General features: G+C 43.4%; 10 protein-coding genes. 9 read left to right on the plus strand and 1 reads right to left on the minus strand.

Annotation, left to right across the window (positions count from 1 at the left end; genetic code table 11):
- Positions 1 to 179: 179 nt before the first annotated feature.
- The 6 genes from MH215_RS13975 to MH215_RS14000 all read left to right on the plus strand — a co-directional run bounded on the left by MH215_RS13975 (position 180) and on the right by MH215_RS14000 (position 8,718).
- On the plus strand, positions 180 to 1,805 hold the full coding sequence (locus MH215_RS13975) for a xylulokinase (RefSeq protein ID WP_239290932.1): 1,626 nt from the start codon (positions 180 to 182) through the stop codon (positions 1,803 to 1,805).
- Between the two features lie 213 nt (positions 1,806 to 2,018).
- Positions 2,019 to 2,714, plus strand: a complete 696-nt coding sequence (locus MH215_RS13980) for an L-ribulose-5-phosphate 4-epimerase (RefSeq protein ID WP_239290934.1) — start codon at positions 2,019 to 2,021, stop codon at positions 2,712 to 2,714.
- A 308-nt stretch (positions 2,715 to 3,022) separates the two neighbouring features.
- Positions 3,023 to 4,447, plus strand: coding sequence for an L-arabinose isomerase (gene araA, locus MH215_RS13985; protein WP_239290936.1), 1,425 nt, complete (start codon positions 3,023 to 3,025; stop codon positions 4,445 to 4,447).
- Positions 4,448 to 4,710: 263 nt separating this feature from the next.
- Positions 4,711 to 5,772, plus strand: coding sequence for an ankyrin repeat domain-containing protein (locus tag MH215_RS13990; RefSeq protein ID WP_239290938.1), 1,062 nt, complete (start codon positions 4,711 to 4,713; stop codon positions 5,770 to 5,772).
- 47 nt (positions 5,773 to 5,819) lie between these two features.
- The gene (locus tag MH215_RS13995) at positions 5,820 to 6,584 is read left to right on the plus strand and encodes an AAC(3) family N-acetyltransferase (RefSeq protein ID WP_239290940.1); all 765 of its coding nucleotides are present in this window, start codon (positions 5,820 to 5,822) and stop codon (positions 6,582 to 6,584) included.
- 439 nt (positions 6,585 to 7,023) lie between these two features.
- A complete protein-coding gene (locus tag MH215_RS14000) occupies positions 7,024 to 8,718 on the plus strand; it encodes a histidine kinase N-terminal 7TM domain-containing diguanylate cyclase (protein ID WP_239290942.1) in 1,695 nt (564 codons plus the stop codon).
- Between the two features lie 205 nt (positions 8,719 to 8,923).
- Here the strand turns inward: MH215_RS14000 and MH215_RS14005 are convergent, their stop codons facing one another.
- Positions 8,924 to 9,349: an SMI1/KNR4 family protein gene (locus MH215_RS14005; RefSeq protein WP_239290944.1), complete on the minus strand. Its 426-nt coding sequence runs from the start codon at positions 9,347 to 9,349 to the stop codon at positions 8,924 to 8,926.
- A 617-nt stretch (positions 9,350 to 9,966) separates the two neighbouring features.
- Here MH215_RS14005 and MH215_RS14010 point away from each other — a divergent pair.
- The 3 genes from MH215_RS14010 (at position 9,967) to MH215_RS14020 (ending at position 12,470) form a co-directional block, all read left to right on the plus strand.
- Positions 9,967 to 11,361 (plus strand): WXG100 family type VII secretion target, encoded by a 1,395-nt coding sequence (locus tag MH215_RS14010; RefSeq protein WP_239290945.1) that lies wholly within the window; start codon positions 9,967 to 9,969, stop codon positions 11,359 to 11,361.
- 17 nt (positions 11,362 to 11,378) lie between these two features.
- Complete coding sequence (locus MH215_RS14015) at positions 11,379 to 11,870, plus strand: hypothetical protein (RefSeq protein WP_056703024.1); 492 nt, start codon at positions 11,379 to 11,381, stop codon at positions 11,868 to 11,870.
- A 228-nt stretch (positions 11,871 to 12,098) separates the two neighbouring features.
- The gene (locus tag MH215_RS14020) at positions 12,099 to 12,470 is read left to right on the plus strand and encodes a hypothetical protein (protein WP_239290946.1); all 372 of its coding nucleotides are present in this window, start codon (positions 12,099 to 12,101) and stop codon (positions 12,468 to 12,470) included.
- Positions 12,471 to 12,503 lie beyond the last annotated feature (33 nt).

Genomic DNA, 12,503 nt, shown 5'->3' on the forward strand with positions numbered 1-12,503 from the left:
GATGCTTGGATATGAAGCATAGCGTGGATTAAGCCATTAACGTAAGTGAAGCAGCATTTTTTCTAAGATGCTTCTTAATCGTGTGAGTTCACAAAGGGTGATTTTCAACTTTTGGAACAACATCTAATAGATACGATCCTTCGCACGTAAATGGCGACCAGAGAGGGGATACGCGGAATATGAGTCATCTGGATATGAAAGAAGCCATTGCCAAGGGAGCAACCTCACTTGGTATTGAACTTGGATCAACACGGATTAAAGCGGTGCTGATCGATGAACGTTTTGAAACGATTGCGTCAGGCAGTTATGAGTGGGAGAATCTCCTGAAAGATGGATATTGGACGTACAACCAAGAGGACATCATCACAGGTCTACAGACGGCTTATCGCGAGATGAAAGAGGATGTGCAGCAGAAGTACGGCATTACGCTAACAACGATTGGTTCGATCGGATTCTCAGCGATGATGCATGGATACATTGCTCTAGATAAAGCAGGAGAACTGCTGGTACCGTTCCGGACATGGCGGAACTCCACCACTGGAGCGGCGGCACGGGAATTAACCAACCTGTTGCAGTTCAATATTCCAGAGCGCTGGAGTATTGCCCACCTGTACCAGGCTATTTTGAATCAAGAAGAGCATGTGCCTCAGATCGATTACATGACTACGCTGGCTGGTTACATTCACTGGTTACTGACAGGTAATAAAGCGATTGGTATTGGTGATGCATCGGGGATGTTCCCAATCGACGAAGCTACGCATAGTTATCATCCATCCATGGTGAACCAGTTCAACGAACATATCGCTGGCAAAGGGTATCCGTGGAAAGTGGAAGACTTGCTTCCTAAGGTACATCTGGCAGGTGAACATGCAGGTGCGTTAAATGAAGCGGGAGCGAAGCTACTTGATCCTTCAGGGGATTTGGTTTCGGGAATTCCGCTCTGCGCGCCAGAGGGTGATGCAGGTACGGGTATGGTGGCGACGAACAGTGTGCGGAAACGTACAGGGAACATCTCGGTCGGCACATCCGTATTCGCGATGATCGTACTTGAGAAGGAATTGTCCAGTGTGTATCCCGAGATCGACATGGTAACTACCCCAGATGGTAGCCCGGTCGGCATGGTGCACGCCAACAACTGTTCCAGTGACATTAATGCGTGGATCGGACTGTTCCGTGAATTCGCTGAGGCAATGGGTATCGAGGTGGATTCCGGCAAACTGTTCAGCGTGTTGTTCAACAAGGCACTAGAGGCTGATCCAGATGGCGGCGGATTGCTCAGCTACGGTTACTACTCGGGTGAAAATATTACAGGTCTGGAGCATGGTCGTCCGTTGTTTGTCCGTTCCCCAGAGAGCAAGTTCAACCTGGCGAACTTCATGCGTACGCATCTGTTCAGTGCCTTTGGCGCACTCAAGATCGGTATGGATATTCTGACCGAGAAGGAGCAGGTAGCCATTGATAGCATTTTGGCACATGGCGGTCTGTTCAAAACGCCTGTGGTGGGACAGCGAATTGTAGCCGCAGCGATGAACGTTCCAGTATCCGTCATGTCCACAGCTGGCGAAGGCGGCGCATGGGGGATGGCATTGCTCGCTTCGTATCTGATCAACCAAGGTGAGCAGGAGACATTGGATATTTTCCTAGAGCAGAAGGTGTTCAAGGATGTAGAAGGTGTCGAGGTGGCACCGGAGGCAGCCGATGTGAAGGGATTCGAAGCATTTATCGAACGCTACCGGAGTGGACTCGAGATTGAGCACGCAGCTGTAGCGCATCTGGTAGAGAACGTTCAAAAAGACCGCTTTTGATTACGAAGGATGCCTAGTAGCATCATCAACATCGAATATGGGATTCAGCCGAAATAAGTGGATGCTTACGAAGCTTGTTTCTTCCAGAAACAATGTAGTTGCTCACGTAGCTCTATCTACGCTCTGCTACTCCATTTCTAGCTTCATCCCATCTTCTCGGTACTGAAAACCGACTTTTTGAACACGCACTGTTAGAGAACGGGAGGGAATAACATGCTAGAGCAACTGAAGGAAGAGGTATTTCAGGCCAATCTGGAACTGCCAAAGCACGGGTTGGTGAAATTCACTTGGGGTAACGTCAGCGCGGTTGATCGGGAAAGCGGTCTGTTTGTCATTAAACCAAGTGGAGTCGATTATGAAAAAATGAAAGCCAGCGACATGGTTGTCGTCGATCTCGACGGTAACGTAGTTGAAGGGGAGATGAGACCTTCCTCGGATACCGCAACCCATGCCGTTCTATATAAGCATTACAAGGAAATTGGCGGTATCGTACACACGCACTCCACATGGGCAACCATCTGGGCGCAGGCGGGTCTGGACGTACCCGTTATGGGAACAACGCACGCCGATACGTTCTACGGAGCTGTACCCTGTGCACGTTTCCTGAACCAGGATGAGATTGATCGTGGATACGAAGCGGAGACCGGACGCGTTATTATTGAGACATTTGAACAACGCGGACTGGATGTTATGGCAATTCCGGCTGTCCTGCTGCATGGTCATGCACCGTTCACATGGGGCAAAGACGCGAAGTCAGCTGTTGTAAACAGCGTAGTGCTAGAGGAGGTCTGCAAAATGAACCTGTACGCGCGCCAGCTGAACAATTTTGCGAAGGAACTGCCACAGGGCATTCTGGATAAACACTATCTGCGGAAACACGGCAAGGATGCGTACTACGGTCAGAAGTAATGTGGTTATAAGGGTGATTGGAAGTGTGTTCTAACTTCCAAGTGGTTTATTGTGGGAATGACTTGTGTTCAACTATACTTTTTACACGATAACGGAGAGGGCAGAAATAACCTGAAGAAGCGGAGCTAAAAGCTTTTATAAGAAAGCTACTTCGGAAGGATATGCTTCGCCTTTATCCCCGGATTTTCCCCTTTGGAGAAGGGAATCAAAAAATCTGGGGATAACAGCGATAGGAAGGTTGTTCTGACATCGGAGTGGCAAGTGTAAACCCATATGTTCAACTATAAAAATGAAATGAGGATGATTACATGTCAGCAACAGCAGCGAAAGAATTCTGGTTTGTCGTAGGTTCACAGCACCTGTACGGAGAAGAAGCACTGGGTGAAGTTAAAGCGAATGCACAGAAAATTACGGATGCACTTAACGCAAGCGGCGTGCTCCCGTACCCACTCGTATTGCAGGATCTGGCTGTAAGCGCAGATAAAATTACGAGCATTATGAAAGAAGTGAACTACCGTGACGAAGTAGCCGGTGTGATCACATGGATGCATACCTTCTCTCCAGCAAAAATGTGGATTCGTGGTACAAAATTACTGCAAAAGCCGCTGCTTCACTTGGCAACTCAATTCAATGAGAGCATTCCATGGGCTACGATCGACATGGACTTCATGAACTTGAACCAAGCGGCACACGGTGACCGTGAATATGGCTTCATCAATGCGCGTCTGAGAAAACAAAATAAAATCGTTGTTGGCTACTGGGAGCGCCCAGAAGTACAGCAACAAGTTGCCGATTGGATGGACGTAGCGGTAGCGTATAACGAAGGGTATAACCTCAAAGTTGCTCGCTTCGGTGACAACATGCGCAACGTGGGTGTAACTGAAGGCGATAAAGTTGAAGCACAGATCCAGTTCGGATGGACAGTGGACTACTTCGGTATCGGTGATCTCGTTCAGTATGTGAATGCTGTAACCGAGCAAGAGATCGATGATCTTATCGCTCAATATGCAGAACTGTATGAATTCGACTACGGCACGAACAGCAAGGAAGCATGGGAAGCAAGTGTGCGTGTGCAAGCAAGCTACGAAATTGCGATCAAACGTTTCCTGGACGAAGGTGGATATAGTGCCTTCACAACGAACTTTGAAGATCTGCATGGTATGAAGCAGCTTCCAGGTCTGGCGGTACAACGTCTGATGGCACAAGGTTATGGATTCGCTGGTGAAGGTGACTGGAAAACAGCAGCACTTGACCGTTTGCTGAAAATCATGGCTCACAATGAAAACACAGGTTTCATGGAGGATTACACATACGAGATGGCTGCAGGTCAAGAAGCAATCCTGCAATCTCACATGCTTGAAGTTGATCCGACACTTGCTAGCACGAAGCCAAGAATTATCGTATCACCACTGGGAATTGGCGATCGTGAAGATCCAGCACGTCTTGTATTCGACGGTAAAGCAGGCGAAGGCGTTGTGGTATCGATGGCTGACTTCGGTACCCACTACAAATTGCTGATCAACGAAGTGTCTGCATTCGAGCCAACGGTTCCAGCACCTAATTTGCCAGTAGCGCGTGTGCTTTGGAACGTGAAGCCTAACTTCCAAGACGGAGTGAAGGCATGGATTGAAAATGGTGGCGGTCACCATACAGTTGTATCCTTGAACCTGACAACAGACCAGATCATCACGTACGCGAAGCTCGTTAACCTGGATTATGTTGTTATTAAATAATGTGGTATTTATAAAATTATGAATTTATAATCGATCAACTATATTGGAGCCGGGGGTTAGCCTCGGCTCTTTATCATGCTATGACTTCGTTTAGTAGGTGGCTTAGGATTGGTTTAGTGTTATGTTGAGAAATCTAGTTAATTTTTATTCCCCTACGGCTAAGAGCACTAGGATGAGTTCGCTATAATAGTTCCTAGAAGGTAGTTTACTTGGAATGATTCGTGAAAAAGGCACAATACAATCGGAACGGAGAGTTATTTTCGATGGAGGATATACAGGAGTTAGTCAATGCGATAGTTAATGACCCAATATTAAGTGAGAAAACATATACATATTTAATTTTAGGTACTCAAAATGCATTTACGAGTGGGTACTATCGCATGATAGAAGATCAGTATTTCTCGTATGACGGAGATATGACGATCCATTTATTTGATAAGTACATCAACAAGAATACGGACATTATGCAAGGAAAGGGTGTTCTCTGTATTAAGGTGAGCAAGGGCATCTTGATGGAGTATGGATTAGTGAATGACATGAATCCTGAAATTTATGACATGGATGCTTTGGAGTTAACTATGTATCAGAGATATGGTTTGAAACCTGTAGAAGAAGATCGAAAGGAAGTCCTGCAACAATCGTTAAAGGCGGAGAAAGTGAAAGACACGTTAGTATTCGCATGTTACATGAACGACATGGAAGGAATCAGAACCTTAGCAGCTAATGCCAAGAAGTCCCATCTAGATAAAGTGCTTAAGAATCGTGGTACTTCATTGCAGTTTTGTAGTAGGCACAATAATATAGAGGCATTTCGGCTGTTAGCTGAGAAAGGGGCAACTGTAGGTAAACGTGCACTTACGCGGACACCTCTTGAAATTGCTTTTCAATATTCACAAGATATTGTGAATTATATTCAGTCTGATTTTCCAGAAGTTTATCAAAAAGAGGTGGGTAAAAAGGGATTCACTATTGCACGCCATTGTACTGATGAATATCTGTTAGAAGGCATTTTAAGGTCAGGCGGTGATGTGAATCAAGAGGGAAAGCCATTTCCGCCGCTCCATAATTTTGCTGATTATAATAATGTGGTCGCGATGCGATTTCTTTTAAATAACGGTGCTGATCAAGAAAGTAGAAACGATTGTAAGCAAACGGCGTTACATAGAGCTGTAAGTGCAGAAAATGCCGATGCTATCAAAGTGTTATTAGAATATGGTGTGGATCTATATGCTAAGGATCGAGATGGAACAACGCCTATAGATCTGGCTCAAGTATGTGTAGACCAAACAATCTTCAAAATGATGAGAGGTGCGCAACAAGCATAATTAGTTGGGTAACCATGAGAGTTATACCTTAATGAAGGAGGAAGGATATGCATACGAAAGAAAGTTTGTTGAAACAGCTAGGACAACTCGGTATTGATAAACAGGGAACACTGCTCGTTCACTCTTCAATGAAAAGTATGGGAGAGGTGGAAGGTGGCGCTGATACTGTGCTGGATGCGCTGAGTGAATATATGAAGGATGGATTGCTCGTTTTGCCTACGCATACATGGTCTACCATTAACAAAAGCAATCCATTGTTCCACGTGGAAACGTCTTCCTGTTGTGTGGGGATTCTACCAGAGTTGTTCCGCAAACGTCCTAACGTGGTTCGTTCTTGGCACCCTACACATTCTGTTGCAGCATTAGGTAAGGACGCACGGGCGTTCACACAGGACGATCATCTCTTCGATACGCCATGTGCGCGGGGCTCGGCATGGGGGAAGTTGCTTGATCGTAAAGCGACCATTTTGCTCGTGGGCGTGGACTTGAAACGAAATACGTTTATCCATGGTATCGAAGAGTGGGTGGACATTCCAGGCAGAATGACCGATGAGCATGAGATGTTGTACACCGTTTTGCCAGATGGAACTAAAATTTCGGTGCCTTCCCGCAGACATTGCGGATTATCTTGGTCAGAGCATTTCTGGAAGGTGGATGAGGTGCTGGTTCAAGAAGGTGCGATGCACAAAGGAAGCTTTGGCGATGCGGTCGCCAGCGTATGTGATGCTGCCAGAACAACCGAGGTGCTGACGGAGATATTGAGAGATAACCCGGATCTATTCTCGGACAATGAGCCGTTGTCACAAGGATAAATCCTTAATGAGGGAGGGCTGATCACCGGATTTTGCATGGGTAGTGGAAGTGCTTTGGTGAGCAGTGTTCAGATCTTTCCGAATTTATTTTGAAGCCTCTAAGATATAACAATAGTAAGGGTGGCCGCTCTGCTGAACTGGGGCGGTTTTTTCATGGAGCAGTCAGATTCATTCACAAAAGTGCAAAATAGATCAGCATTTCAATCAGAGGTTGGTCATACTTCCAGCGACTGGGCTACTCACTCTATCGACGGTGTGATAAAATATGGTTAATTTAACCAGTACATAATAGAAGTATTGTAGATGTATCTAACATAGATGTTTTTATTGAATTAATGAAGTTTGGAAACATATATTATGAAGTGTTTTTCAGATCTACTGCTAAATCTATTGCTGATTAACGATGTAGTCATTGTCGCATCCAAGAAGGAGAAGGCTCGTGAACCCACTAGTATGGTATGATCTTTTGTTATTTGTCCTATTGTTTGGTGTAGGTGTGTATGTATTTGCTACAGTTAGAATTACGAACTTACATAAGGTGTACTTTCTGTTTCACGGGTTGATGATATTGTGGCCATTCTGTCAGTTTGCGATCACGTTAACCGATGATCCCGGCTTGCAATTGTTTTACGTTACGTTGTCTTTCGTCGCTGTCTCTCTACTAGGGAGTGGCTGGTTATTGTTGACGATTTTCATTACTGGCTACGCAGAACGATTGAGTACCAAAGGGGCGTATCTGCTTTTTGTCCCAGCTTTAATTGGAGCAGTAGGTGTGGTCGCTAATCCTTGGCGTGAGTTTGTTGTTCCACTAGAGGGCGGTTATATTGAGCGGGCATACGGTCCTTGGTTTTGGGTCGTGATGGCTATTCTGGTGAGCTATTTCTTAGCATCCCTCGTCATTTTATTCCGCGCGCTATCCTCAGCTAAGACACCTTCTATGATCAAAAATCAGGTAAGAATCACCCTCAGGGGTATTCTGGTGTTAGCTGTTTTTGCAACGATTGATGCTATTCTGAATGTGATCTTGAGTCCTTGGTTGCCGATCATTCCCGGAATGACCTCGCTTGGCATTTTCCTATCCGATCTGTTCTTCGTCTATGTTATCAAAAGGTATAACGTGTTCGATCTGGTCTCCATCGCCCATGAGGATGTGATTAACACGATTCCTTACGGCATCCTCGTTCTGGATGAAAATGAGATTATTGTTGAAGCGAACAAAGCTTCCAGGTCTTTTATGGATATGCATGTGGGCGACTCATTTGATATGGAGGTATTTCTAAGTGGTGTTCGTGTAGAAGGCAATTACCAGAAGTTTCTGTATGAATATAGAGCGAAGAAAATCGTTCTATCGCAGCTAGAGGTGATTGTAGTGGGGAATAACCAGGCACACCATTTTATTATGCAATCGTCTCCAATTGTTGATTCGATGCTTGTGCCCATTGGTCATATTCTTACTTTTCAGGACGTCTCGCAGGAGCGCTATTATGTGAAAGAATTGAATTGGCAGTATGAGACACTTCAGGAGCGTAATCATTCGCTGGATCTGATCCGTCAGGAGTTGTCTGAGGCCAATCGTAAGCTGGAAGAACTGGTGCTGACCGACAGTCTGACGCAGTGTTACAACCGTCGTTACCTGACTCAGCATCTGAATCATGAGGTCATCACTAACATTCAGTACCGGATGCCATTCTCTCTATTACTGCTAGACATTGACCATTTTAAGGCAATCAACGACCACTATGGGCATGTGATTGGGGATGAAGTGCTCGTACGCACAGCGGAGGCCGTTAGACAATCCATTCGGAGTACGGATATCCTAACCCGCTATGGTGGGGAGGAGTTCATGATCTATCTTCCGCACACTGAACATGACTTAGCGAATGTTATCGCTGAACGCGTAAGACTCGCGGTGGAGTCGAATCTAGTACTGGTGAATCATGGGACTGCACAGGTGTCCACAACGATTAGCATCGGTATTCTGTCGATTGAGGATTTTGCCTATGCGCATGTGCCAGAGAATGCGGAGGGGTATCTGACGCAGCTCTTTGCTGCGGTAGACAAGGCGTTGTATCAGGCAAAGCAGAATGGGCGGAACCGGGTGGAGTTTGGGGTTTTGGAGCGGGGAGCGGTTTAGGAAGATATGTAAAAGACAAATGTCAGAAGACATTGTTAATGCTGTACTAATGTTTCAAAACTATAGACTATCTTTGAGGCTGCCTGTGATGATATTAGATCGTAGACAGCCTTTTGTTTTTCTCATGTACTAAATAAGTAATCTTGTACTTCCTTATGGCGGATTTAAAACAAGAGCCATACGTGTTACTAAAAAGCTTGATTATTTAATTAAATTGTTGGACGAACTCAGTAAAATTACTTGCCACATTATATACCGAAGGTTCTGAAGAAGATATCGTTTCTACATACACAATAGACGGTTGCCTAGTGTCATTGAAGTTGAAACAAAATAAGTTACTCTCTTTATCCATAGCAAAAGGAAAATGTTTAGAGAGAAGATTACCCTTTTGCTCATTATGTACATCCAAAATATCGAGTTCATCAAATGCGATAAAAGTTAAAAAGGAAGAAAACACCGCTTCTTTTTCACCAATATTTAACGTCGGCTCGATAGGCTCTCCACCGTGGTAATCTTGTATAAAGCTGATATATTCCGAAGGGAATCGAATCCCCCACTTCTTCTCAACGGACCTTACTGTATTAATATTAACGGGAGGATAATCTGTACTCCAGTTGTTTTGTTCTGCCAATTGCATCACTCCTTATAAGAGGGACAATAGTATTCCTTTACTCAGCTCCATTCATTGGACGCAGATAGAGCTAAGTAGCTCTATAGAATAGAAAAGTACTGCCTTATTAATAAATAGACAGCACATATATTAATTTCTAATTATGTTTATTCGCATTCAGGAAGAATAGGTTTTCTATTAGTCACGTCAAACCAATCTTCAATGTGATCACTTAAATATGGAATGTCTTATAATATATTCATGCATAAGAAGAGTAATGTCTAGACTAAATTAGTGAGTACTCTTCTTTCTTTTTTACCAAGAAACCTTAATGTAGCTTCGTTTACTCCAGAATCTTAAGGTTCCATATTTCAAACTTCTCCTTTTGAACCTTTGCAGAGAAAGGCGACTGTGGATCCAAGTCTAGGTATCGTGTGAGGAGGTGGCGAAGTCAAAGAGATGTCTACTGAAACGTTAGAGGGTTCCTGGAAGTAGTTATATGCATATAGGACCATAGAACCGATGAGAATCGCAGTTTGTGCTATTTTATTGGTAAAATCAGGATTTTAGCTGGATGTTTTACATACTCTGCTTCTGATAACATAGGATAATCCTACTTTATATGGGCGGAGAAGCGTATGAATACAATTAAGGTTACTCCTGAGCAACTACATTACGTATCGAATCAGGTGGATCAGGCTAGACAACAATTGGAAAGTATACGAGGTGAACTGACAAGACAGATCATGTTCATTCGGATGATGTGGACGGGCGCGACACAGGAGCAGTTTTACTATGAGTTTGAACGATCAAGCTCTACACTGGACAGAGCCCTAGAGAGAATGGTTCAGACCTCCAAGGAATTAAAGGATATTGCAACGCGTTTTGAGGATGCAGATGCTCAGAAGGTGAATCTGGGTGGTACAGCTGGAGCTGTCGGTGTAGCAGCTATGATGACCAATTCAAGTGGTACTACTTCAGATGACAAGGGCTACCGGATGGCACAAGTTAATATGTATGGTAGATTGGTATGGATGCCTGTCAATGAGAACGGTGTTACCGACCAAGCTTCCCTTCAGGCTTATCAGAAGGATCAAGGACACTTGGATTTTAATCAAATGCAGGCTGTTAATGTTGAACCACCTGGAGAAGATATTTATGCACTTCAAATTAAGGCGTTTGAGCTCGGTATTCATCCATTTTCGGGTGAGCCTGTTTCAGAGAATTATGCACAGCTTATGGTTGCTTCTCTGAAAGTAAGTCAGATATTCATGGGGATTCAAATGGTTCGTGGAAGTATCCCTGGTGGCAAAGGAAAGTATCGATTGCCTTCAAATAGTAAAGTTGTAATGGATATGAAGAAGAATATAGAGGCTGCCAAGGCGAAGAGAGAAAACCGTTTAAAGAAGCCCTCAGCTGGTGTAACTGATGAAGCCGAAGGTACTCGTTTAGGCAAGTATATAACTGACCCAGTTAAAATGAGAAAATATATAATACCTCCAGAAGATGGATTTCAAGCTTTTATTGAGAGAAAATACATTGATATAAGGAAGATAGGCCTAGATGATGTAGAAACAGTATCCAAAAACACAGGACTGACACAAACGGAAGTTTCAGCAATGAAAAAACACTTGTTTTTGACTGTTCACGATTTATCTGTAGAGGGTAAGCCTTATAAAAAGTTATACATGCAGGGAGATCAAGATATCGCTTTCGGTTGGCAGCAGGCACAGGTAAGAGAACTGACAAAAGCAGAAAAGGACTGGTTTAGGCAAACTGCGAATCATGAATTAAAAGAAAGCGATATAATGGAATTCGGTGTTAGGAACAGTAAGGGAGAAATTATTTCTGATCCTTTGCCTTTAAGAGATAAATCTACGTGGGACTCTGACAATAAGACATTTAAAGTTGTACCCTCAAAGAATGCACATGATAAGGCCGATGAAACTGACCCGAATCCTCGACCATTTCCAGAATATGATCCTGGAAATGATGTCAGAAAGCATCTTTTTGATGATCCAGATAAATATTGAACTTGAGGTGGACTATAATGAACTTACAAAAAGCAATAGAAAGAATTAATAATATAAACTGGGGGCGGGTAGGGAGCAACTCTTCAGAAGTAGTAGCTGATCTAGCACGCGAATATTTAAGAAGATTAGCTCTTTTTTACAAGGGAAACTCCACTACACCGGTACCTCCTTTTATAGCTAACATTGCCACTGTTTTGGGAGACGCGGAAGAAGTGAAAATTTCCGATTATTGCAACGTAGAAGCAATGGGGGCGCATGGCACTAATATTTACGTCTATAAAGTATTTGAACACTATGTACAATTAGCTAAGCTTGCTGATAAGAATCAAGCATATACACAATATCTAAGTGTATATGAACCATTCATACAAATTTTTGAAAAAGAGGGATTGGTCATACTTAAACCAAGAGAACTGAATGTAGTAGGGAGCGCTCATATTCCGTTAAATAGTTGGTATGATAAATTCCTTGAGATGAAACCGCTAGATTTAGAAGGGTTGAACACTTAGGAAATATTGTGGAGATACCATGAATACTTTTTCCAAAGGTATAGCAAGAATTAATAACACAAACTAGAGCAAGTGTTAGTAGATGAGTGACAAAAGAAGCGTAACATTGCCAGCTCTTCTGGAGGGAATAGTATCGACTTATCATTATACCTATCTTATAAAAATGACACTGAACAAGTAGCAGAATTATTGTTGAGTTCTCTGAAAGAATTTTCTCAGGAGACTCACATGAAATACAAAGAGGATTATTACTCAATTACGAACCCTAATTTCTCGGCGAGTGTACAAGACGATGATGAATTAGTGAGTTTTACGAGAGAAGAGCTTAATTTAAATATTAACTACTGTATCACTATTTCTGTTTTTTCACGTTCACCTGAAGAGGGGTTACAAGTCCTATTTCAAGCGATCAATACTCTAAAAGAGAGTTTAAACGGGGATATGGCACTGACTGATAGTGAATCTGGCGTAATCTTTCTCCGGTCTAACGGTCAACTTATCATTAATTCGCATTGCAGAGAGAACCCGGATATCTATGATTGGCCTTATGAATTACTAGATGGGAATTTTATTGAGAAGGATATGGCAGGGTTGATTTGAGAATTTACAAAAGGTTCTGCCCGATGCCTTCAT

This window comes from Paenibacillus sp. ACRSA (assembly GCF_022346845.1).
Classification (GTDB): domain Bacteria; phylum Bacillota; class Bacilli; order Paenibacillales; family Paenibacillaceae; genus Paenibacillus.

Bases quoted from the DNA above. Each gene is read 5' to 3' on its own strand.
- MH215_RS13975 (WP_239290932.1), top strand. From the start codon at position 180: ATGAGTCATCTGGATATGAAAGAAGCCATTGCCAAGGGAGCAACCTCA.
- MH215_RS13980 (WP_239290934.1), top strand. From the start codon at position 2,019: ATGCTAGAGCAACTGAAGGAAGAGGTATTTCAGGCCAATCTGGAACTG.
- araA (WP_239290936.1), top strand. From the start codon at position 3,023: ATGTCAGCAACAGCAGCGAAAGAATTCTGGTTTGTCGTAGGTTCACAG.
- MH215_RS13990 (WP_239290938.1), top strand. From the start codon at position 4,711: ATGGAGGATATACAGGAGTTAGTCAATGCGATAGTTAATGACCCAATA.
- MH215_RS13995 (WP_239290940.1), top strand. From the start codon at position 5,820: ATGCATACGAAAGAAAGTTTGTTGAAACAGCTAGGACAACTCGGTATT.
- MH215_RS14010 (WP_239290945.1), top strand. From the start codon at position 9,967: ATGAATACAATTAAGGTTACTCCTGAGCAACTACATTACGTATCGAAT.
- MH215_RS14015 (WP_056703024.1), top strand. From the start codon at position 11,379: ATGAACTTACAAAAAGCAATAGAAAGAATTAATAATATAAACTGGGGG.
- MH215_RS14020 (WP_239290946.1), top strand. From the start codon at position 12,099: ATGAAATACAAAGAGGATTATTACTCAATTACGAACCCTAATTTCTCG.